The organism is Actinophytocola algeriensis (assembly GCF_014203735.1).
GTDB lineage: Bacteria > Actinomycetota > Actinomycetes > Mycobacteriales > Pseudonocardiaceae > Actinophytocola > Actinophytocola algeriensis.
Map to the genome: position 1 here is coordinate 45,894 of NZ_JACHJQ010000007.1, position 19,888 is coordinate 65,781.

Below are 19,888 nucleotides of genomic sequence, written 5' to 3' on the forward strand. Positions count from 1 at the left end.
GTCGGTTTGGTCCTCGCGCGGCGTTGACGATGCCGCATCCTGGGGTCGCGCGGCTAGTCGGGTCCCGACTTGACATAGGAGTGCGGTCCAAGGTTTACCGTCGGCACATGCGAGTGGCAGAACTGGCCGCGGCGGCGGGCGTCGCTCCCGACACCGTGCGGTACTACGAGCGAACCGGTTTGCCGGCCGCACCGCTTCCCGCCCTCCGCGCCGATCTGGTCCACCTGGTCGACTCGGTGACCGACGGCCCGCGCCTCGATCCCGAGCCGGGCAACTGGTGCGCACCCCGGGAGGAGGTGAGCTCATGGTGATCGACGGATGCTGCGGCACTGGCTGCTGCTCGGCGGGCTGCCGCTGACTCACGACCCCACCGGCGAGGCGCCCGCCGGTGGCCTCGGGCCCCGGTTTTCCGGCTACGGCACCAGGACCGCCGCGCCGGTGACCCGGCCTTCCGCCAGGTCGAGCAGCGCCCGGTCCGCCCTGGCCAGCGGAGAGTCCGTTGTGGACACTCGCAGGCGATGTACCGCGGCCAACGCCAGGAACTCCCTGGCCTGTGCCCGCGTGTTCGACGTGACGCTGCGCAGCCGGCGGTCCTGGAACAGGTGCGCCTGGTAGTTCAGCGGCGGCACGTCCGTCAGATGGATCCCCGCGATCGCGAGGGTGCCGCCGCGGTCCAGCGCCGCCAGCGCTCTGGGCACCAGCTCCCCGGCGGGCGCGAAGCTGATCGCCGAGTCCAGCGGCTCGGGCGGCGCCTCGTCCGACGCCGACACCGCACCCAGCGACAGCGCGAGCGCCTGCGCCGCCGGGTTCCTGGTCACCACGTGCACCACCGCCCCTTGCGCGATGGCCACCTGCGCCGCCAGGTGCGCACTTCCCCCAAAGCCGTAGATCCCCAGCCGGCCGCCCGACGGCACCTCCGCCCGCAGCAGCGCGTGGTACCCGATGATCCCCGCGCACAGCAGCGGCGCCAGCTCGCTGTCGGAGTATCCCGAGGGCAGCCGCAGTGCGTAGTCCGCGGGCACGACCGCGTACTCCGCGTACCCGCCATCGTCATCCCACCCCGTGTAGCGGGACGACGGGCACAGGTTCTCCTTGTCCCGCACACAGAACCGGCACGAACCACACGTGTGCCGCAGCCACGGGACGCCGACGAGGTCACCCACCGCGAACAAGCCTGCCGCCGCCGCCACCACCTCGCCGACCGTCTCGTGCCCTGGCACGACATCCGGCCGGTGGACGGGGAGGTCGCCGTCGACGACGTGCAGGTCCGTCCTGCACACGCCACACGCCCGCACCCGCACCAGCAGCTCCCCCGGCGCGGGCGCCGGCACCGGCACCTCGTGCACGGTCAGCCGCCCGGTCGCCCGCCACGCTCGCATCACATGACCTACGTTAGGCCCGTGACGCATCTGGGACTCGTCGCGCTGCTGGTGCGCGACTACGACGAGGCGATCGGCTTCTTCACCGGCGCGCTCGGGTTCACGCTCCGCGAGGACCTGCCGCAGGGTGACGGCAAGCGCTGGGTGGTCGTTGACCCGCCCGGTGGGCAGACCGGGCTCCTCCTGGCCCGCGCGGTGGGCGCCGCGCAGGAGGCCAGGGTCGGTGACCAGCACGGCGGGCGGGTCGGGTTCTTCCTCAACGTCGACGACTTCTCCGCCGCGCACGCCGCCATGACCGCGGCCGGGGTCGAGTTCGAGGAGGAACCCCGGACCGAGGTCTACGGCACGGTCGCCGTGTTCCGCGACCTCTACGGCAACCGGTGGGACCTGCTGGAACTCAGGGAAGCGTAGCGACCGGTCACACACCCACGCGGGCGATGATCGCCTTGGTGTCCACACCGGACGGGAGCGTGCCGAACGCGACGCCCCAGTCACCGTCCAGACGGGACGCGCAGAACGCGTCCGCGACCGCCGGGTGTCCATACCGGACGAGCAGTGATCCCTGCAGTGTCAACGCCATCCGTTCCACCAGCCTGCGCGCGGTCACCTGGTCCGGACCGGCGGCCACCCGCTTGCGGAGGTCGGCGACCGCCGAGTCCAGCCGCGCGTCGGCACCGGCCGCGGTGTCCACCTCGGCGAGGAACGCCTCCACGTTCCCCATGGCACGCAACACGTCCAGCGCCGCGACGTTGCCGGAGCCCTCCCAGATGGAGTTCAGCGGCGCGTCCCGGTAGAGCCGCGGCATGCCCGACTCCTCGACGTAACCGTTGCCACCGAAGCACTCCAGCGCCTCGGACGCGTGCGCGGACGCCCGCTTGGTCACCCAGTACTTGCTGACCGCGAGCCCGATCCTGCGGAACGCGGTCTCGGACTCGTCACCGGCGAGCGCGCGGTCGGTCGCACCGGCCAGCCGCATGGCGAGCGTGGTGGCGGCCTCGGACTCGACCGCGAGGTCGGCCAGCACGTTCGCCATCAGCGGCTGGTCGACGAGGTTGGCGCCGAACGCCTGCCGGTGCGTGGCGTGGTGGACCGCCTGCACGACGCCGAGCCGCATGCCTGCCGCACCGCCGATGACACAGTCGAGCCGGGTCATGTTGACCATCTGGATGATCGTGCGGACGCCGCCACCCTCCTCGCCGACGAGCCACGCGACGGCCTCGTCGTACTCCACCTCCGACGACGCGTTGGACTTGTTGCCCAGCTTGTCCTTGAGGCGCTGCAGGTGCATGCGGTTGCGGGTGCCGTCGGGCAGGACCCGCGGCAGCAGGAAGCACGACAGCCCGCCGGGTGCCTGCGCGAGCACGAGGAACAGGTCGCACATGGGCGCGGAGGTGAACCACTTGTGGCCGGTCAGCAGGTAGCTGCCGTCGGCCCGCGGCACCGCGCGGGTGGTGTTGGCGCGGACGTCCGACCCGCCCTGCTTCTCGGTCATCGACATGCCCGCGGTGAGGCCGCGCTTGGTGTCCGGCACGCGCAGCCCGGGGTCGTAGGTGGTCGCGGCGAGCAGCGGCTCGAAGCGCGCGGCCAGGTCCGGGTTGTGCCGCAGCGCGGGGACCACCGCGTAGGTCATGGAGATCGGGCAGCCGTGCCCCGCCTCGACCTGCGCCCACGTGTAGAAGCGGGCCGCGCGGGCGGTGTGCGCGCCCGGCCGGTCGTCCCGCCACGGCGCGGCGTGCATGCCGTGCTCGACCGCGACGGTCATCAGGTCGTGGTAGACGGGGTGGTACTCGACCTCGTCGATCCGGTTGCCGTAGCGGTCGTGCGTGTGCAGGACCGGCGGGTGGGCGTTGGCGAGCCGCCCCTGTTCCTGGGCCTGTTCACTGCCCGCGAGCCTGCCCAGCTCGTGCAGTCCGTCCTCGGCCCAGCCGGCGTCGTGCCGGTGCAGCCCCTCGATGAGCGCCGCGTCGGCGGCGACGTCGTGCCCGACGAGCGGCGGGACCTGGTTCGTGACCACATGTGTTGCCGGCATGGCAGTGATGTTACATTTCTTCGACATGCGACACCAGAGCGTAATGCGCCCGCTGACGGCCAGGTCGGCGGTGCTGAGCACGCTGCTGGGCGCCCATCCCCCACGCCTGCCCGCGCGCAGCCTCGTGCGGGTCGGTGAGCTGTTCGGCATCGCGGAGGGCACCATCCGGGTCGCGCTGTCCCGGATGGTCGCGGCGGGCGACCTGACCCAGACGGGCGGCGACTACCAGCTGACCCGCCGCCTGCGCGAGCGCCAGGCGCGGCAGGACCAGAGCCGCTCGCCGTCGACGGTCCCGTGGTCGGGCGAGTGGGAGATCGCGGTGGTCACCGCGGCCCGCCGCTCCGCCGCCGAACGCCTGGCCTTCCGCGCCGCGATGACCGGGCTGCGGCTGGCGGAGCTGCGCGAGGGCACGTGGCTGCGCCCCGCGAACCTCGTGCGGGAGCGGCCCGCGCCGGTGGTGGAGCAGTGCACGTTCCTGACCGGCCGCCCCGAATCCGACCTGACCGGCACGCTGTGGGACCTGCCGGGATGGGCGGCCCGGGCGCGTGAACTGGAGACTGCTCTCGACGAGGCCACCGACCTCGCGTCGGCGTTCATCCTGGCGGCGGCGGTACTGCGCCACTTCCTCGCCGACCCGCTCCTGCCCCCCGAACTGCTGCCCGCCGACTGGCCCGGCACCCGCCTGCGCACCCGCTACGAGGACTTCGACACCCACTTCGTGGCGACGCTGAGAAAACACATCGGCGTGGATTGACAGCATGGGTTGATGGCACTGTGGCGTCATGGAGCTGCGACCCGCACGTCCCGACGAAGCCCGGCTGCTCAGCAACCTGGCCCTGCGGTCCAAAGCACACTGGGGCTACAACGACTCGTTCCTCGCGGCCTGCAGGCACGAGCTGACCATCCGGCGCGGTGAGATGGCGTCCCGGCACGTGACCGTGGCCGAGGTGGACGGTGCCGTCGCCGGGCACTACACGATCGACGGCGCCGAGCTGGGGCAGTTGTTCGTCGACCCGGCGCACATCGGGCGCGGGGTCGGGCGTGCGCTGTGGACCCACGCCGTCGACGCGGCGCGGAAGCTGGGGATCGACACGCTCTCCATCGACTCCGACCCGTTCGCCGAAGGGTTCTACCTGGCCATGGGGGCGACGCGGGTCGGGAGCACGCCGTCCGGGTCGATCCCGGGACGGGAACTGCCGCGACTCGCCTTCGCGACGTCCGGCGGGTGACCCCGGCGGCAGGTAGCGTGCACATCGTGATCGGCTTGCCAGACCACATCACCGCATGTCTGTTCGACCTCGACGGGGTCCTCACCGGCACCGCCGCGCTGCATCGCGCGGCGTGGAAGGAGACCTTCGACCCGCTGCTGGCGGCGCGGGGGCTGCCGGAGTTCACCGAGGCCGACTACAACAACCACGTCGACGGGCGGCCGCGTTTCGACGGGGTGCGCGCGTTCCTGACCTCGCGCGGCATCGAGCTGCCCGACGGGCCACCGGACGCGGAGCCGTCGGACGACACGGTCCAGGGCGTCGGCAACCGCAAGAACGTGCGCGTGCAGGAGATCATCGCCGAGCGGGGCGTCAACCCCTACCCCGGTTCGGTGCGCTACCTCGACGCCGCGAAGGCGGCCGGGCTGCGGATCGGGGTCGTGACCTCCTCCGCCAACGGCCAGGCCGTGCTGGAGGCCGCGGAGCTGACGAAGTACGTGGAGGCTCGCATCGACGGTGTGGTGATCACCGAGCGGAAGCTGCACGGTAAACCTGCGCCCGACTCCTTCCTCGCGGGCGCGGAGGCGCTCGGCACGGCACCGGCCAACGCGGCGGTCTTCGAGGACGCGCTGTCCGGTGTGCAGGCGGGGAAGGCCGGTCACTTCGGGTTCGTCGTCGGTGTCGACCGGGTCGGGCAGGCCGACGAACTCCGCGCGCACGGTGCGGACCTCGTCGTCACGGATCTCGATCAGCTGCTGGAGGATTGATTCGTGAGCGGAGCTTGCGGAGCGACCCATTGGACACAGTGGCGAGCCGGAGCCTGCGAGGGAGCGCCATGACATCCGGGTTCCAGGTCGATCCGTGGCAGCTGCAGTGGAACACGCTCGACCTCAGCGCGCTCGACCGCACCGAATCGGTCTTCGCGTTGTCCAACGGACACATCGGGATGCGCGGCACCCTCGAGGAGGGTGAGCCGACCGGGCTGGCGGGCACCTATCTGAACGGCTTCTACGAACAGCACGCCCTCCCTTACGCGGAAGCGGGTTACGGCTACCCGGAGGACGGCCAGACCGTCGTCAACGTCACCGACGGGAAGATCATCCGGCTGCTGGTGCAGGACGAGCCGCTCGACATGCGGTACGGCCGCGCGCTCGATCACCACCGGGTCCTCGACTTCCGGACCGGCACACTGCGCCGCGACACCGTGTGGGAGTCCCCGACCGGCAGGCGGGTCCGGGTCCGCACCGAGCGGCTGGTGTCGTTCACCCAGCGCGCGGTCGCCGCGATCCACTACGAGGTCGAGCCGCTCGACGGTGACGTGCAGCTCGTCGTCCAGTCCGACCTGCTGGCGAACGAGCCGATCGAGTCCGCGTCGCGGGACCCGCGCGTGGCGGCGACCCTCAACGCGCCGCTCGTCGCGGAGGACGCGTTCGCGGAGGAGTACCACGCCGTGCTCGTGCACCAGACCCGCAAGTCCGGGCTGCGCGTGGCCGCCGCCATGGACCACGAGCTGGACACCGACGACGGCCTGCGCTGCGAGATCCAGGCCGAGGACGACCTCGCCCGTCTCACCGCCGCGGTCGACGTGCCGAAGGACTCGCGGCTGCGGGTCACGAAGTACGTCGCCTACGGCTGGTCGGCGCGCCGGTCCGCGCCCGCGCTGCGCGCACAGGTCGACGCCGCGCTGTCCGGTGCGCTCCAGACCGGCTGGAAGGGCCTGCTCGCCGAGCAGCGCAGGTTCCTCGACGACTTCTGGGCCACCGCGGACGTCGAGATCGAGGGCGACGCGGAACTGCAGCAGGCGGTGCGGTTCGCGCTGTTCCACGTGCTGCAGGCGGGTGCCCGCGGCGAGTCGCGCGCGATCCCCGCCAAGGGGCTCACCGGTCCCGGCTACGACGGGCATTCCTTCTGGGACAGCGAGACCTTCGTGCTGCCGGTGCTCACCTACACCGTGCCGGAGGCCGCCCGCGACGCGCTGCGCTGGCGCCACTCGACGCTCGACAAGGCCCGCGAACGCGCGGACGCGCTCGGCCTGAAGGGTGCCGCGTTCCCGTGGCGGTCGATCAACGGCGCGGAGTGCTCGGCGTACTGGCCCGCGGGCACCGCGGCGTTCCACGTGTCGGCCGACGTCGCCGACGGGGTCGTCCGCTACCTCGCCGCGACCGACGACACCGACTTCGAACGCGACCACGGCGCGGAGATCCTGGTGGAGACGGCGCGGCTGTGGTGCTCGATCGGGCACCACGACGTGCACGGCGGGTTCCGCATCGACGGTGTCACCGGACCGGACGAGTACTCCGCGGTGGTCGACAACAACGTGTACACCAACTTGATGGCGCAACGAAACCTGCGTGAGGCCGTCGCGGTGTGCGAACGGCAGCCGGAGGTCGCGGAACGGCTCGGGGTCACCGCGGAACAGGTCCACGCGTGGCAGGAGGCCGCGGACAAGATGGTGGTGCCGTACGACGAGATGCTCGGCGTGCACCCGCAGTCCGAGCGGTTCACCGAGCACGCGCGGTGGGACTTCGCGAACACGCCGGAGGAGCACTACCCGCTACTGCTGCACTACCCGTACTTCGACCTGTACCGCAAGCAGGTCGTGAAGCAGGCGGACCTCGTGATGGCCATGTACTCGCGTGGCGACCACTTCACGTCCGAGCAGAAGGTCCGCAACGTCGACTACTACGAGCCGATCACCGTGCGGGACTCGTCGTTGTCGGCGTGCGTGCAGGCGGTGATGGCGGCCGAGGTCGGGTACCTCGAACTGGCCTACGACTACTTCGCGGAGGCGGCGCTGACCGACCTGCACGACCTGCACGCCAACGTGCGCAACGGTCTGCACATCGCGTCGCTCGCCGGCGCGTGGACGGTCGCGGTCGCCGGGTTCGGCGGCATGCGCGACCACGACCGGTCGCTGGCGTTCGCGCCGCGGTTGCCGGAGGCGCTGACCAGGCTGGCGTTCCGGCTGACCTACCGGGAGAGCCGGTTCGCGGTGGAGATCGACCAGGACAGCGCGTCGTACACGCTGCTGGAAGGGCCGTCGCTCACGGTCCGGCACCACGGTGAGGGGGTGCCACTGGTGCTCGGTACCGTCGAGCGGCGGCCCATCCCGGCGCTCCCCGCACGTGAAGCGCCGAGCCAGCCTCGCGGGCGTGCGCCACACCGGCGCACACCGAAGGTCTTCTAGTTCCCTCCTAGAGCAACACCACTTCTCTCGTTCCCTCGGGGCCGGTCAGCAGGATCTGCTCGCCACGTTCGCGTACCGCGCGGTAGACGAAGTCGCCGTAGCCGACCAGGCGGCGCAATGCTTCGGTGAGGGTCACGCCCTCGCGCTCGATGAGGTGCTCGAGCGCACGGACCATCTCCGGTGAGATCGCCACGTTGATCCGCTTCGGCTCGGTGGTGAGGCGGCCGTGGGGAGCTTCCTCGACGTCCGGGCGGTTACCCAGCATGACCACATCACTTCCTCTGTCGGCCCCGGTTCGCCAAGTTTGACACGCGCCATACACAGAAGCAACAGGTTCCACGCACACAATAGCCGTTGTTTATGTGGCATTCTGGAGTTACCCTGCTCTGTAGAGCGATGTTCGCAATGCGAACGCCTCCGGCCCCACCGAAGGAACCGCGTAATGCAGGACACGAGCCCCGCGGCCAGGACGCCCCGCGACGACGAGCCGGTACCCGGCCACGTCGCCGACGGCGACACCTGCGCGGCGGTCACGTGGTACGAGGAAGGTGGCGAGCCGCCGGCCGACGAGCCACTGATCGCGTTGATCCCGCTGCCGGACCTGTCATGATCCGCAAGCACCGCACGGGCGAGATCACCGACGACGGCACCTGGGTGGACCGCTCACCACCGGGCAACCGGGAGCTGATCGCCCGCGGCCGCGAACTGGAACTGCGCGAACGCCAGGCGGAACTGGAAGCGCGGAAGGCCGCGCGGCGCCACTACCTGCGCATGCAGAAGTGGGTGCTGATCGGCGTCGGCGCACTGATCCTGCTGACGATCCTCACGCTCATAGTGGGATTGTGGGTCGGCGCGCTGTCCCCGTCACTGGCCACGGAGCTGGCCCGCACGATGCTGCCCATCCTGCTCGGCGCGGCCGCCACGATCGTCGGCGCCTTCTTCGGCGCCGGCGCGAACATCAACCCGAACCGGTTCGACCGGGATCAGTGACTCCGGGCCGCACGGGGACGAGGAGGATCAAGGGCTGGTCGGCGGGCGGCTCGTCACCGGTCTCGAACCACGTGCCGTCGACGGGTTCGAGGCCGCTCACGCGCCACGGGGGCCGCTCCGCGTGCCGTCGGTACGCGGCGGAGCTGGTGTCAGGCATGTGCTTCGCGCCTCCCGGCGGGCCGTCGATGCAGGTCAGCACAGCCGGCCCACCTTGAGCGTAACCCTCCGGAGACACTATGACAACACTCTGTAAGTGTCGATTACGTGTAGTTCCCGTGTTGCATCCCCACCCGCAACGCACATACACTTAACCCGAATGCCCCAACCTCATGCAACGGGATGTGACATGACAGCCAAGGGTGCCAACACCGATTCCGCTGAACAGTCGACTGCCACCAAGGCTGAGCCGAAGAGGATCAACGTCGCTGTCTCGCCGGACACGGTGCGTGCCCTGGAGAACGTCATCGAGCGGGAGGGCGTGACGCTGACCGAGGCCCTTCGACGGCTGGTCGGGTACGGGGATTTCGTCTACCGGGCTGTCCGGGAGGACCGGGAGCAGTTGATCGTGAAGGGGTCTGAGGGGTCTCGGGAAGTCGTGCTTCTCTGAGTTGGTCTGCGGGTTGCGAGGCATCTTCGGCCGGTTGGGTCGATTGGGTTTCCTTGCCGGGTTGAGCTTTTTGCGGGTTCCGCTGATCGGTGGTGTGGTTTGTCCTCGCCGGACGGGCAGGTCTCTGGGGTGGCGGGGGGACTGTTTGGCTGCGGTTGGGTGCGGGTCTGCCTGCCATCCCGTCGACCTCCCTACGGGCTATCACACCGGCTCAAGGGGGCGGTTCCAGCGTTTGCCGCCGGTTTGGGTTGGTGGTGCCCCCTTGATCCGGTGTGATCGGGCTTCGCCAGGTCGACGGGATGGCAGGGAGCCCCTTTGTGGCGGGCTTCCGCCCCGCGCTCGGTTGGCCTTGAGCCGTGAAAGGCGCTTTTCGGGGCTGTGGCGGTGTCATGAAGGGCCCCTTCATCACGCCCGGCGTTACGAAGGGGCCCTTCATCACGGTGGGCACAACGAAGGGGCCCTTCATCACACCGCGCGTGACGAAGGGGCCCTTCATCACGGTGAGCACAACGAAGGGGTCCTTCATCGCACCGGGTGATACGAAAGGCCCCTCGGTGGCTACTCCGCCGCGAAACTGGTCCCCAGCGCCTGCCAATCCAGAACCGGCGCGGCCAGGTCGCGAATCGTCGCCAACAGTCCCAGCCGAGCCGCGCGCACGTCCGAGTCCTCCGCCATCACGAGAATGTCGTCGAAGAACGTGTTGATGGGCCCGGTCAGCGGAGTCGCGGCGAGCACGAAGTCGGCCAAAGCGGGGGCCGCCATGGCATCCGAGGCCGTCACCAGCTCCTGGTGCAGCGCCACCTCAGCAGGCTCGGTCAGCTTCGCCGGGTCATACGAAGCCGTGGTGTCGGCCGGGACGATCCGGCGGACGCGCTGCAAAGCCGCCACCAGCGCCGCGAACTCCGCGTCCCCGACCCGCTGCTCGATCTCCCGCAGCGTGGACTCGGCGGACGCGGGCGCGCCGGCGAGGGGAAGGACCGCGGCCACGTGCCGGTGGTCATGCCCGGCGTCCAGCAGCTGCTGCTCGTACCGCCGGACGACGAACTCCTCCACGTCACCCAGGTCGCGGACCTCGATGCCCTGCGCCCGCACGTGAACGGCGGCCGCGGCCAGCCCGCGCTCCAACGTGATGTCGGACAGCGCCGGGTGCGCACGCAGGATGGCGATGACCCCGGCGGCGGCACGACGAAGCCCGAACGGGTCCGAACTGCCCGTCGGCGCGGCACCGACCGCGAACAGGCCGACCAGCATGTCGAACCGGTCCGCCAGCGCCAGTACCGCGCCCGGCACTGTCGCGGGTGGACGGTCCGAGGAAGAACGCGGGCGCTCCATGTCGAACAGGGCCTCGGCCACCGCCCGCGGCTCACCCGAACGGGCCGCGTACTCGCGGGCCATGACGCCCGCCAGGCTCGTCAGTTCGATGACCATCTGCGATGCCAGGTCGAACTTGGCCAGCGCGGCCGCGCGGTCCAATGTAGAGCGGTCCGCAGTGGACAGAGCGGCACCCAGATCCCCTGCCACCGCGGCGATGCGTGCTGCCCGGTCGGCCATCGAGCCGAGCTTTTCCTCGAATGCCAGGCGGGCCAGGCCTGCCTTCATCGTCTCCGGGGCCACCTTCAGGTCCGCGCGCCAGAAGAAGCTCGCGTCCTCGTACCTGGCCCGGAGCACCGCTTCGTTGCCGGCGCGCACGGCGTCCTGGTCGCACGAACCATTGGCCACCGCCACGAAGTGGGGCAGCAGGTCGCCCGACGTGGTGCGCACCGGCAGGTAGCGCTGGTGCTTGCGCATGACCGTCGTCAGGATCTCCTGCGGCAGCTCTAGGTAGGTCTCCGAGAAGCCGCCCAGGATGGCGTTGGGGTCCTCGACCAGGTTGGTGATCTCGTCGATCAGGCCGCTCTCGCCCTGCTCGTCGATCGTGCCGTCGACCGTGGCCGCCAGGTCGCGGGCGGCCAGCACGATCCGGTCGCGGCGGACGGTGACCGACGCGACGATGCCGTGGTCGGCCAGGAAGTCCAGGTAGCCAGACGCGGTCGCGACCGGGACCACCGGCTCGGCGGCCGTGCGGTGCACCCGGGTCTCGCGGCCTGCCGTCAGCGACGACGCCGTCACCGGGACCACCTGGTCGCCCAGCAGCGCCACCAGCCAGCGGACCGGCCTCGTGAACGACAGCTTCCGGTCGTTCCACCGCATGTTCTTGTCGGCACGCAGCTCGCCGACGACCTCGCCCAGCAGACCGCTCAGCACCTCGAGCACGCCGCGGCCGTGGTCGGTCTTCGTCACGCCCACGTACTCGACGCCGTCCTGCTCGACGCGTTCCAGGGCCGACGGGTCGATCTTCTGGCCGCGTGCGAAGCCCTGCGCCGCCTTCGTCGGCTCACCGGAGGCGTCGAACGCCGCCGACGCGCGCGGGCCGCGGACGAAGCGCTCCGCGTCCGGCTCGCGCGGGGCCACGTTCTCCACCAGCACGACGATCCTGCGCGGGGTCGCGTGGGCCACGACGTCACCGTGGTCGAGCCTGGTCGCGGCCAGCTTCGACGCCACCGCCTCGCGGACCGCCGCCGCGCTGCGGGTGACCTCGTGCGGGGGCAGTTCCTCGGTGCCGATCTCGAACAGCAGCGGCGCGGGCTCGGTGACCTCCGCGAAGGAGGCCGGCGCCGTCGCCGCGGCCGGCAGCGAGGACAGGCCCAGCGGGTGGCCCAGCTCCTCGCGGCGCTCGGCCCACAGGGTCGACACCTCGCGGGCCAGGCCGCGCATCCTGGCGAACGCCTTCGCGCGTTCCGTCGTCGACACCGCGCCGCGGGAGTCCAGGACGTTGAACGTGTGCGAGCACTTGAGCACGTGCAGGTGGGCGGGCACGGGCAGCCGCGCGTCGAGCATGCGGCGGGCCTCGTTCGCGTAGTCCTCGAACAGGCGCTTCTGCGTCTCCACGTCGGCGTCGTCGAGGTAGAAGCGGCTCATCTCGTACTCGGCCTGGCCGAACGCCTCGCCGTAGGTGATGCCCGGCGCGTACTGGATGTCCTTGAAGTGGCTCACGCCCTGCAGCGCCATGATGATGCGCTCGACGCCGTAGGTGATCTCCACCGACACCGGGTCGAGGCTCATGCCGCCGGCCTGCTGGAAGTACGTGAACTGGGTGATCTCCAGCCCGTCCAGCCAGACCTCCCAGCCAAGGCCCCAGGAACCCGTCGCCGGGTTGGCCCAGTTGTCCTCGACGAAGCGGATGTCGTGGGCGTGGATGTCGATGCCGAGCGCCTCGAGGCTCGCCAGGTACTGCTCCTGCGGGTCGCCCGGGTCGGGCTTCAGGATGACCTGGAACTGGGTGTGCGTCTGCAGCCGGTTGGGGTTCTCGCCGTACCGGGCGTCGTCGGGCCGCACGCTGGGCTCGACGTACGCCACCCGCCACGGCTCCGGACCGAGCACACGCAGGATGGTCGCCGGGTTGAGCGTGCCTGCACCGACCTCGGTGTTGAACGGTTGCACGATCATGCAACCCCGGTCGGTCCAGTACTTGGTCAAGGCGAGCAACGCGTCCTGCATGGTCAGCACCCACAAAACCCTAATGACCGAACCTTGAGCGACACTGGGCGGGTGCCTCGATGGCTGTGGGTCGGCGCGACCGTGGTGGTCGTCGCGGTGGTGCTCGTGCTCGCCATGGCGTACGTCTTCCAGCGCAGGCTGATCTACCTGCCCTCCGACGGCCCGGTACCGCCCGCCGCGCAGGTGCTGCCCGGTGCCCGTGACGTGCGGCTGACCACGTCCGACGGGCTCACCCTGGGCGCCTGGTACGTCCCGCCCACGGGCCCTGCCCTGGGGTTCACCGTCCTGGTCGCCAACGGCAACGGCGGCGACCGGTCACACCGGACCGAGCTGGCGGCCGCACTGCGGGCCGAAGGGCTCGCCGTGCTGCTGTTCGACTACCGCGGCTACGGCGGCAACCCCGGCGACCCGAGTGCGGAAGGGCTCGCGCTGGACGTGCGGGCCGCCCGCGAGTACCTGGTCGGCGACCTGCGGGTGCCGCAGGACCGGCTGGTCTACTTCGGGGACAGCCTCGGCGGCGCCGTGGTGGCCGAGCTGGCCAGGGCACACCCGCCCGCCGGGCTGCTGCTGCGCTCCCCGTTCACCGAGCTGGCCGATACCGCGGCCGAGCACTACCCGTTCCTGCCCGTGCGCATGCTGCTGCGGGACCGGTTGCCGGTGGCCGAGCACGTCGCGCGGCTCGACGTGCCGACGGCCGTGGTCTACGGGACGGCCGACTCGGTCGTGCCGCCCGGCCAGAGCCGGGCGGTCGCCGACGCGGCGGCGGGACCGGTGCGGGTCGTGGAGATCCGGGGCGCACACCACAACGACCCGGGCCTGCTGGCCGGGTCGCCGGTGGTCGATGCCGTCGTGGGTCTGGTCAGCCCGCCTCGCTGACCTGCAGTTTCTTACGGTGTGCGTAGGCGGCGCGACGCTCGGACTCGTCGAGCCCGCCCCAGATCCCGTACGGCTCGTACACGGTCAGCGCGTGGTGGCGGCACTCCACGATGACCGGGCAACCTCGGCAGACCTCCTTCGCCCGCGCGACCCGTTCTTCCCTCGCCTGCCCCCGCTCGGCCCTCGGGTGGAAGAACATGTCGCTGTTCTGACCTCGGCAGGCAGCCAGTCGTTGCCAGTCCCATGTTTCCGAGATCGGACCGGGCAACCGGGAGACGTCCACCATGGCCTGCTCCTTCTCACCTTCGCGCTTGACCTGTTCGCCGAGGTGGTACCCGGGGCGTTCGGGACGCAAACTTCACGCGGCAAAAGTGGCGGTTGGTGCGTTGCGGCAGGAAAGGGGCCATCATGACCATGACGCAACGGCCAGGTGGAGGGCAGTAGCAGTGGCGCGACCGATCTGGAGCGGAGCCATCAACTTCGGGTTGGTGACCATCCCTGTCGAGCTGTACAGCGCGACCGAGGACCACACGATCAGCTTCCGGCAGTTCGAACGGGGGACCTCGGACCGGATCCGGTACAAGCGGATCAACGAGCGCACCGGCAAGGAGGTCGCCTTCTCCGACATCGTGAAGGGCGCGGACGTCGGCGGCGGCGAGTACGTGATCATCGAGCCGGAGGAGCTGGACCAGATCGCCCCCGGCCGCTCCCGCACGATCGACATCAACTCCTTCGTCGACGTCGAGGACATCGACCCGATCCACTTCCAGAAGACGTACTGGCTCGCGCCCGCCAAGGAGGAGTACGGCCGGTCGTACTCGCTGCTGCTGCAGGCCATGGAGAAGACGAACCGCGCCGGGATCGCGTCGTTCGTCATGCGTGGCAAGGAGTACCTGACCGCGGTGCGGGCCGGTGACGGGCTCCTCGTGCTGAACACGCTGCTGTTCCCCGAGGACATCCGCGACCCGGCCAAGGAGCTCAAGTCGCTGCCGGAGATCACGTCCGCGCGCGGCAAGGAACTCGACATGGCGGTGAACCTGGTCGAGTCCATGTCGGACGAGTGGCGCCCAGAGGAGTACCACGACACGTACACCGAACAGGTCGAGAAGCTCATCGAGTCGAAGCGGGAGGGCAAGGAGATCGTCGCGTCCGAGGAGCCCTCCGAGCCGACGAAGGTGGTCGACCTGTTCGAGGCCCTGTCGCGGAGCGTGGAGACCCGCAAGAAGGGCCGGTCCTCGTCCCAGGACCTCGACGACCTGAGCAAGGCCGACCTCGACAAGCTCGCGAAGGAGCTGGACATCAAGGGCCGGTCCAAGATGAACCGGGACGAGCTGGCCAAGGCCGTCGCGGACGCCCAGAGCACGGCGGCTGCTTCGTAGGGTCCGCCGGTCCCTGGTATGCGGGCCGGGCGCGCGGCGCCCGGCCCGGATGCGCTACTCGGCGCGCTTGTAGAACGGGAGCTTCACGACCGACACCGGCATCGCCTTGCCGCGGATGTCGACCGCCAGCCTGGTGTCGGGCTCGGTCAGCGCAGGCGGCACGTACGCCATGGCGATCGGGTGGCCGAGGGTCGGGGACAGGGCGCCGCTGGTCACCGTGCCCACCTGCTCGTCGCCGTTCAGCACCGGGTAGCCGTGGCGCGCGGCGCGGCGGCCCTCGGCGATCAGGCCGACCAGCACCTGCTCCACCGCGTCCCCGGCGTCCCGACGGCGCTCCAACGCCGACCGGCCGACGAAGTCCGCCGCCTTGTCGAACTTCACCACCCGCCCGAGACCCGCGTCGAACGGGGTCATGTCGGCGGTCAGCTCGTTGCCGTACAACGGCATCCCCGCCTCCAGCCGCAGCGTGTCCCGGCACGCCAGGCCCGCGGGCAGCAGGCCCTTGCCCTCGCCTGCGGCAGTCAGGGTTTCCCACACCTCCGGGGCGTGCGGCGCCTCCGCGTACACCTCGAACCCGTCCTCGCCGGTGTAACCGGTCCTGGCGAGCAGCACGTCGTGGCCCGCGATGCGGGTCGGGACGCTGCCGTAGTAGGGCAACGAAGGAAGGTCCGCGTCGCACACCGCGCCGATGATCTCGGCGGAAACGGGGCCCTGTACCGCGATCAGCGCGCAGTCCGTGGACCGGTCGGTCACCTCGACGGTGAAGCCCTCGGCCCTGGCCTTCAACTCGGCGAACACCACGGCGGCGTTCGACGCGTTCGCGACCACCATGTAGTGGTCCTCGCCGATGCGGTACACGACCAGGTCGTCGAGCACACCGCCGTCGACGTCGCAGATCATGGTGTACCTGGCGCGGCCCGGCTTCACCGCGGACAGCTTGCCGACCAGCGCGTAGTCCAGCGCCCGCGCCGCCTCCGGGCCGGTCAGCTCGATCTCCCCCATGTGCGACAGGTCGAAGAGCCCGGCCGCCTCCCGCACGGCCTTGTGCTCGGCCAGCTCGCTGCCGTACCGGAGCGGCATCGACCAGCCTGCGAAGTCGGTGAACGACGCACCGAGCTTGGAATGCACCTCGTGCAGCGGCGACAGTGTGCTCATGACCCCGATCCTGCCTGCTGGGACGCCCGCCCGGAACAACGGGGGTATCCGGCGTGCCGCCCCGCTCGCCGCGGGTCTCGCCTACGCCGCGTTCGGCGCCACGTTCCCCAGTCACAGCACGGGTGCGCTGGTCGCGGTGCTGGTCCCGGCGACCGCCGTACTGGTCGCGGTCCTGGTGCTGCGCCGCCCCCGCGGTGAGTGTGCGAGACCCGGCCGTGCGCACCTGCCCTGGCTGGTGTGGGTACTCGCGTTCGGGGCCTGGGAGCTGGCCGCGCTGTTCGCGGGCGACCTGACGATCAGCCTGCTCATGGACCCGGTGCTGGTGATCTACCCGTTGCGGGTCGCGGGCTGGGCGCTCTGGCTGTGGGCCGGGTGGCTGCTGGTGCGCCGATGATCTTCGGTGTCGGTTTCGTCGTGCTCGGCATCGTCGGTCTCATCGTGCAACTCATGAACCCGAGGTTGGCCGCCGAGTTGTTCGCGATGCTGGTGGCCACCCGAACCGGCCGGGTCCTGACGGTGCTCGTCTGGGGCTGGCTCGGGTGGCACTTCCTCGCCCGGTGATCAGGGGAACAGCGTCAGCCGCGGGTCGGTGCCGATGGCGACCAGGTGGTCGAGGCCCAGCGGCGGCGCGGTCGCGGTGGGGGCACCGCCGGTCTTGCTCGTCGTGGCGATGTTCTCCGCCTGGACGAGGATCTCGACGCCGTCCTCGCGGAGGATCTCCACCCGGTGCATGGTGGCCCCGCCCTCCAACTGGAGGACCTGCTTCGCGATCTCCTCACCGAGCGGCCCGGTCGTCGTCTCGCAGAATGTCCGCTCGCCGATGGTGAGGTCATCGCAGGAGATCCCCAGGTGCTCGGTCCAGGCGGGCTGCATGACGACGAGGATGTTGCCGTCCCCCTCGCCCGCCCGTGTGGTCGCCATGGCCTCGAAACTGGCCATGGGGTCGCAGATGGACAGTTCCTCGACCGACGCCTGCGGGTCGACCTGGTGGTACTCGAGCGGCCCGTGCGGCGTGCCCGCCGGGTAGTCGCCCATGGCGTTGGGCAGGAGCTGCAGGTCCGCGCGCTGCGCCGCGACCGCCTCGGTGGTCGCCTGGGTGAGCCGCGCGGCCGCCACGGTCGCCTTCTCCAGCTCGCCTGCGCACTGCGGCGGCGGCACCGCGTCTGGCATGCCCTTGGGCGTCGACGACGGCGGCGCTGTCGACGAGCTGGGTGGCGCCGTCGTCGACGAGGACACCGGCGGCGGTGCCGTGCCGACCGTCGTGCCGCCGCCGGTGTCGCGCATCATCGTGTACGCGACCGCGCCGGTCAGCAGCACCACCGCCACCCCGGCAGCGACCGCCGGGTTCGCCACCCGGCGAACCATGGCCGCGCGGCGGCCGCGGACGATGACCGCGTCCACGTCGACCGTGGACGGCGGCACCTCCCCGATCGCGTCGTCGAAGACTCGCTTGTCCATTCCGCACCTCTCGCTAGTCGGTTCGCGCTGCCTTGGTGCGCAACGTGTCGAGCCCCCGCGCGGTCTGGCTCTTCACGGTGCCCACCGAGCAACCGAGGATCTCGGCGGTCTCCTCCACCGAGAGATCGCAGTAGAGGCGCAGCACCACCGCTGCTCTGCGCCTGGGCGGCAGCCCGTCCAGCAGGTCGAGCAGCTGGGCCCGGCTGACCACGGCGAACTCGGCCGCCGTGGGCAGCCCCGTCAGCTCCGGCAGCATCTCGGTGGCCTGCTCGCGGCGCCACGGCCTGCGCTTCTCGTCCAGCCAGGTGCGCAGCAGCGCCTTGCGGACGTACGCGTCGATGCCGGGTGTCGCGCCGACGCGCGCCCAGTGCCGGTACAGCTTGCTGATGGTGATCGACACGAGATCGTCCGCGGTGTGCCAGTCCCGGCACAGGAGGTACGCGGTGCGCCGCATGGTCTCCATCCGAGCCGTCACGTACTCGCGGTACGCGTTCTCCTCGGACCGTTTCACCCCAGTGACCTCCTGTGTCGTGCCTCTACAACATCAGGAACGCGGCCTGGGTGCGGCGAGGTTGCTCCGGAGACGAAGTTCGCTCCGCGAGCTCCGCTCAGTCCAGCCGAAAACCGAAAGGAAGTTCCAGCCGGTGCGCGGCCAGCAGCTCACTGTCGGCCAGCAGGTCGCCGGTCGGGCCGTCGGCGACCACGACGCCGTCGTCGATCAGGACGCTGCGCGGGCACAGCTGCAGCGCGTACGGCAGGTCGTGGGTGACCATCAGCGTCGTGCGGCCCAGCGACAGCAGCACCTCGGCCAGTTCGCGCCGGGCGACCGGCTCCAGGTTCGCCGACGGCTCGTCCAGCACGAGGATCTCCGGGTCGCACGCCAGCACGGTGGCGAGCGCGACGCGGCGGCGCTGCCCGCCGGACAGGTGCAGCGGCGACCGGTCGATGTGGTCGGTCATGCCCACCGCGGCGAGCGCCTGGTGGACCCGCGCGTCCAGCTCGGCGCCCTTCAGCCCGAAGTTGGCGGGACCGAACGCCACGTCCTCCCCGACGGTCTGCATGAACAGCTGGTCGTCGGGGTCCTGGAAGACGAGGCCGACGCGGCGGCGGATCTCGTGCAGGTTCACCTTGGTCACCGGCAACCCGGCGACCTCGATGGTCCCGGCGCCTGCGGTGTGCACGCCGTTGAGGTGCAGCGCCAGCGTCGTCTTGCCCGCGCCGTTGGGGCCGAGCACGGCCACCCGCTCCCCCGGTTCGACGCGCAGGTCGATGCCGTAGAGGGCCTGGTGCCCGTCGGGGTAGGCGAAGGCGAGCCCCTTGACGAGCAGCGCGGGTGTCACGGGACCAATACTGCCGTGCCGAGCACGGCCGCGGTGACCAGCACCGGGGTGAGACCGGCCAGCCAGGTCGCCGGGCTCGCCGCCACGCCCCGGTCCGGCATCGCGCCCCGCCAGCCGCGGGACACCATGGCGAGGTGCACCCGCTCGCCGCGCTCGTAGCTGCGGATGAACAGCGCGCCGATGCCGCGCGCGGTCGCGCCGACCTGCCACAGGAAGCGGGGGTCGTGCCCACGGGAGATCCTGGCGAGCCGCATCCGCCGCGCCTCGGCCGCGATGACCTCCAGGTACCGCAGCATCAGCGTCGCGATCGTGGTCAGCATGGCGGGCGTGCGGAGCCGCTGCAGCCCGACGATCAGCTCGCGCGGGGTGGTCGTCGCGGCCAGGGTCAGTGACGTGAGGACGCCGAGCGTGCCCTTGGCGAGGATGTTCCACCCCGCGAGCGCACCGGCCGCGCCGCCGAGCAGCGGCATGAGCAGCGCGATCACCACGAACGGCACCTCGATCAGCGCCCGTTTCGCGAAGTGCGACACCGGCACCCGCGCCATCCGCCACACGGTGACGACCAGCACGAGGTAGCCCCCGAACGCCCAGAACTCCTCGCGCGGTGTGGCGACGACCCCGATGACCGTGAGCAGCGCGGCGACGATCTTGACCTGCGGAGGGAGCCGGTGCACGGGTGAGTCACCCGGGTGGTGCAGGACGTTCGTGCCCGCGTGCCCGGCGCTCACGACGCACCCCCGATG

General features: G+C 70.8%; 23 protein-coding genes. 13 read left to right on the forward strand and 10 right to left on the reverse strand.

All coding sequences use genetic code 11. The features are described 5' to 3' along the window. Positions 1–107: 107 nt before the first annotated feature. Positions 108–311, forward strand: a complete 204-nt coding sequence (locus FHR82_RS45325; protein WP_221464531.1) for a MerR family DNA-binding transcriptional regulator — start codon at positions 108–110, stop codon at positions 309–311. Between the two features lie 102 nt (positions 312–413). Here FHR82_RS45325 and FHR82_RS31420 read toward each other — a convergent pair whose 3' ends face one another. Continuing rightward, on the reverse strand, positions 414–1,379 hold the full coding sequence (locus FHR82_RS31420; protein WP_184814654.1) for a zinc-binding alcohol dehydrogenase family protein: 966 nt from the start codon (positions 1,377–1,379) through the stop codon (positions 414–416). A 21-nt stretch (positions 1,380–1,400) separates the two neighbouring features. On the opposite strand from FHR82_RS31420, the gene FHR82_RS31425 reads away from it, so the two are divergent. Next, a complete protein-coding gene (locus tag FHR82_RS31425) occupies positions 1,401–1,790 on the forward strand; it encodes a VOC family protein (protein WP_184814224.1) in 390 nt (129 codons plus the stop codon). Between the two features lie 7 nt (positions 1,791–1,797). Here the strand turns inward: FHR82_RS31425 and FHR82_RS31430 are convergent, their stop codons facing one another. Next, on the reverse strand, positions 1,798–3,408 hold the full coding sequence (locus tag FHR82_RS31430) for an acyl-CoA dehydrogenase family protein (protein ID WP_184814225.1): 1,611 nt from the start codon (positions 3,406–3,408) through the stop codon (positions 1,798–1,800). Between the two features lie 25 nt (positions 3,409–3,433). Here FHR82_RS31430 and FHR82_RS31435 point away from each other — a divergent pair, with 25 nt between their 5' ends. From FHR82_RS31435 to FHR82_RS31450, 4 genes are all read left to right on the forward strand, one after another. Then, complete coding sequence (locus FHR82_RS31435; RefSeq protein ID WP_225944119.1) at positions 3,434–4,162, forward strand: PaaX family transcriptional regulator C-terminal domain-containing protein; 729 nt, start codon at positions 3,434–3,436, stop codon at positions 4,160–4,162. Between the two features lie 28 nt (positions 4,163–4,190). Further along, complete coding sequence (locus FHR82_RS31440) at positions 4,191–4,637, forward strand: GNAT family N-acetyltransferase (protein WP_184814226.1); 447 nt, start codon at positions 4,191–4,193, stop codon at positions 4,635–4,637. 26 nt (positions 4,638–4,663) lie between these two features. Beyond that, entirely contained in the window at positions 4,664–5,383 is a 720-nt protein-coding gene (locus tag FHR82_RS31445) for an HAD family hydrolase (protein ID WP_184814227.1), read from the forward strand. A 68-nt stretch (positions 5,384–5,451) separates the two neighbouring features. Further along, complete coding sequence (locus FHR82_RS31450; RefSeq protein WP_184814228.1) at positions 5,452–7,803, forward strand: glycoside hydrolase family 65 protein; 2,352 nt, start codon at positions 5,452–5,454, stop codon at positions 7,801–7,803. Between the two features lie 7 nt (positions 7,804–7,810). Here the strand turns inward: FHR82_RS31450 and FHR82_RS31455 are convergent, their stop codons facing one another. Further along, entirely contained in the window at positions 7,811–8,068 is a 258-nt protein-coding gene (locus FHR82_RS31455; RefSeq protein ID WP_184814229.1) for a ribbon-helix-helix domain-containing protein, read from the reverse strand. Positions 8,069–8,245: 177 nt separating this feature from the next. Here FHR82_RS31455 and FHR82_RS31460 point away from each other — a divergent pair, with 177 nt between their 5' ends. The 3 genes from FHR82_RS31460 to FHR82_RS31470 all read left to right on the forward strand — a co-directional run bounded on the left by FHR82_RS31460 (position 8,246) and on the right by FHR82_RS31470 (position 9,400). Continuing rightward, positions 8,246–8,413: a hypothetical protein gene (locus FHR82_RS31460; RefSeq protein ID WP_184814230.1), complete on the forward strand. Its 168-nt coding sequence runs from the start codon at positions 8,246–8,248 to the stop codon at positions 8,411–8,413. After that, complete coding sequence (locus FHR82_RS31465) at positions 8,410–8,793, forward strand: hypothetical protein (protein WP_184814231.1); 384 nt, start codon at positions 8,410–8,412, stop codon at positions 8,791–8,793. Before FHR82_RS31460 ends, FHR82_RS31465 begins: the two co-directional genes overlap by 4 nt. A 346-nt stretch (positions 8,794–9,139) precedes the next feature. Then, positions 9,140–9,400 carry a hypothetical protein gene (locus FHR82_RS31470; protein ID WP_184814232.1) on the forward strand — a complete coding sequence of 87 codons (261 nt, stop codon included), beginning with the start codon at positions 9,140–9,142 and terminating at the stop codon, positions 9,398–9,400. A 558-nt stretch (positions 9,401–9,958) separates the two neighbouring features. On the opposite strand, the gene FHR82_RS31475 is transcribed toward FHR82_RS31470, so the two are convergent. Further along, a complete protein-coding gene (locus FHR82_RS31475; RefSeq protein ID WP_184814656.1) occupies positions 9,959–12,937 on the reverse strand; it encodes a glycine--tRNA ligase in 2,979 nt (992 codons plus the stop codon). 51 nt (positions 12,938–12,988) lie between these two features. Between FHR82_RS31475 and FHR82_RS31480 the strand changes: the two genes are divergently transcribed. Next, positions 12,989–13,813 carry an alpha/beta hydrolase gene (locus FHR82_RS31480; protein ID WP_311771359.1) on the forward strand — a complete coding sequence of 275 codons (825 nt, stop codon included), beginning with the start codon at positions 12,989–12,991 and terminating at the stop codon, positions 13,811–13,813. Here the strand turns inward: FHR82_RS31480 and FHR82_RS31485 are convergent. After that, positions 13,797–14,099, reverse strand: a complete 303-nt coding sequence (locus FHR82_RS31485; protein WP_184814233.1) for a WhiB family transcriptional regulator — start codon at positions 14,097–14,099, stop codon at positions 13,797–13,799. The two genes, FHR82_RS31480 and FHR82_RS31485, sit on opposite strands and share 17 nt — an antisense overlap. A gap of 160 nt (positions 14,100–14,259) precedes the next feature. Between FHR82_RS31485 and ku the strand changes: the two genes are divergently transcribed. Continuing rightward, positions 14,260–15,192, forward strand: coding sequence for a non-homologous end joining protein Ku (ku, locus tag FHR82_RS31490; RefSeq protein WP_184814234.1), 933 nt, complete (start codon positions 14,260–14,262; stop codon positions 15,190–15,192). Positions 15,193–15,246: 54 nt separating this feature from the next. Here ku and gcvT read toward each other — a convergent pair whose 3' ends face one another. Then, positions 15,247–16,347, reverse strand: a complete 1,101-nt coding sequence (gene gcvT, locus FHR82_RS31495; RefSeq protein WP_184814235.1) for a glycine cleavage system aminomethyltransferase GcvT — start codon at positions 16,345–16,347, stop codon at positions 15,247–15,249. Between gcvT and FHR82_RS31500 the strand changes: the two genes are divergently transcribed. Next, positions 16,346–16,741 carry a hypothetical protein gene (locus tag FHR82_RS31500; protein WP_184814236.1) on the forward strand — a complete coding sequence of 132 codons (396 nt, stop codon included), beginning with the start codon at positions 16,346–16,348 and terminating at the stop codon, positions 16,739–16,741. The genes gcvT and FHR82_RS31500 overlap by 2 nt on opposite strands. Then, positions 16,738–16,908: a DUF6186 family protein gene (locus FHR82_RS31505; protein WP_184814237.1), complete on the forward strand. Its 171-nt coding sequence runs from the start codon at positions 16,738–16,740 to the stop codon at positions 16,906–16,908. The genes FHR82_RS31500 and FHR82_RS31505 overlap by 4 nt, the downstream gene beginning before the upstream one ends. On the opposite strand, the gene FHR82_RS31510 is transcribed toward FHR82_RS31505, so the two are convergent. The 4 genes from FHR82_RS31510 to cbiQ form a co-directional block, all read right to left on the reverse strand. Continuing rightward, on the reverse strand, positions 16,909–17,805 hold the full coding sequence (locus tag FHR82_RS31510) for a hypothetical protein (protein ID WP_184814238.1): 897 nt from the start codon (positions 17,803–17,805) through the stop codon (positions 16,909–16,911). A gap of 13 nt (positions 17,806–17,818) precedes the next feature. After that, complete coding sequence (locus tag FHR82_RS31515) at positions 17,819–18,316, reverse strand: SigE family RNA polymerase sigma factor (protein WP_184814239.1); 498 nt, start codon at positions 18,314–18,316, stop codon at positions 17,819–17,821. A 97-nt stretch (positions 18,317–18,413) separates the two neighbouring features. Continuing rightward, a complete protein-coding gene (locus tag FHR82_RS31520) occupies positions 18,414–19,145 on the reverse strand; it encodes an energy-coupling factor ABC transporter ATP-binding protein (RefSeq protein WP_184814240.1) in 732 nt (243 codons plus the stop codon). Next, the gene (gene cbiQ / locus FHR82_RS31525) at positions 19,142–19,873 is read right to left on the reverse strand and encodes a cobalt ECF transporter T component CbiQ (RefSeq protein ID WP_184814241.1); all 732 of its coding nucleotides are present in this window, start codon (positions 19,871–19,873) and stop codon (positions 19,142–19,144) included. The genes FHR82_RS31520 and cbiQ overlap by 4 nt, the downstream gene beginning before the upstream one ends. Positions 19,874–19,888 lie beyond the last annotated feature (15 nt).

Excerpts from the sequence above, each read along its gene's own strand:
- FHR82_RS45325 (WP_221464531.1), top strand. The coding sequence starts at position 108 with ATGCGAGTGGCAGAACTGGCCGCGGCGGCGGGCGTCGCTCCCGACACC.
- FHR82_RS31420 (WP_184814654.1), bottom strand. The coding sequence starts at position 1,379 with ATGCGAGCGTGGCGGGCGACCGGGCGGCTGACCGTGCACGAGGTGCCG.
- FHR82_RS31430 (WP_184814225.1), bottom strand. The coding sequence starts at position 3,408 with ATGCCGGCAACACATGTGGTCACGAACCAGGTCCCGCCGCTCGTCGGG.
- FHR82_RS31435 (WP_225944119.1), top strand. The coding sequence starts at position 3,434 with ATGCGACACCAGAGCGTAATGCGCCCGCTGACGGCCAGGTCGGCGGTG.
- FHR82_RS31440 (WP_184814226.1), top strand. The coding sequence starts at position 4,191 with ATGGAGCTGCGACCCGCACGTCCCGACGAAGCCCGGCTGCTCAGCAAC.
- FHR82_RS31450 (WP_184814228.1), top strand. The coding sequence starts at position 5,452 with ATGACATCCGGGTTCCAGGTCGATCCGTGGCAGCTGCAGTGGAACACG.
- FHR82_RS31455 (WP_184814229.1), bottom strand. The coding sequence starts at position 8,068 with ATGCTGGGTAACCGCCCGGACGTCGAGGAAGCTCCCCACGGCCGCCTC.
- FHR82_RS31460 (WP_184814230.1), top strand. The coding sequence starts at position 8,246 with ATGCAGGACACGAGCCCCGCGGCCAGGACGCCCCGCGACGACGAGCCG.
- FHR82_RS31465 (WP_184814231.1), top strand. The coding sequence starts at position 8,410 with ATGATCCGCAAGCACCGCACGGGCGAGATCACCGACGACGGCACCTGG.
- FHR82_RS31470 (WP_184814232.1), top strand. The coding sequence starts at position 9,140 with ATGACAGCCAAGGGTGCCAACACCGATTCCGCTGAACAGTCGACTGCC.
- FHR82_RS31475 (WP_184814656.1), bottom strand. The coding sequence starts at position 12,937 with ATGCAGGACGCGTTGCTCGCCTTGACCAAGTACTGGACCGACCGGGGT.
- FHR82_RS31485 (WP_184814233.1), bottom strand. The coding sequence starts at position 14,099 with ATGGTGGACGTCTCCCGGTTGCCCGGTCCGATCTCGGAAACATGGGAC.
- FHR82_RS31500 (WP_184814236.1), top strand. The coding sequence starts at position 16,346 with ATGACCCCGATCCTGCCTGCTGGGACGCCCGCCCGGAACAACGGGGGT.
- gcvT (WP_184814235.1), bottom strand. The coding sequence starts at position 16,347 with ATGAGCACACTGTCGCCGCTGCACGAGGTGCATTCCAAGCTCGGTGCG.
- FHR82_RS31505 (WP_184814237.1), top strand. The coding sequence starts at position 16,738 with ATGATCTTCGGTGTCGGTTTCGTCGTGCTCGGCATCGTCGGTCTCATC.
- FHR82_RS31510 (WP_184814238.1), bottom strand. The coding sequence starts at position 17,805 with ATGGACAAGCGAGTCTTCGACGACGCGATCGGGGAGGTGCCGCCGTCC.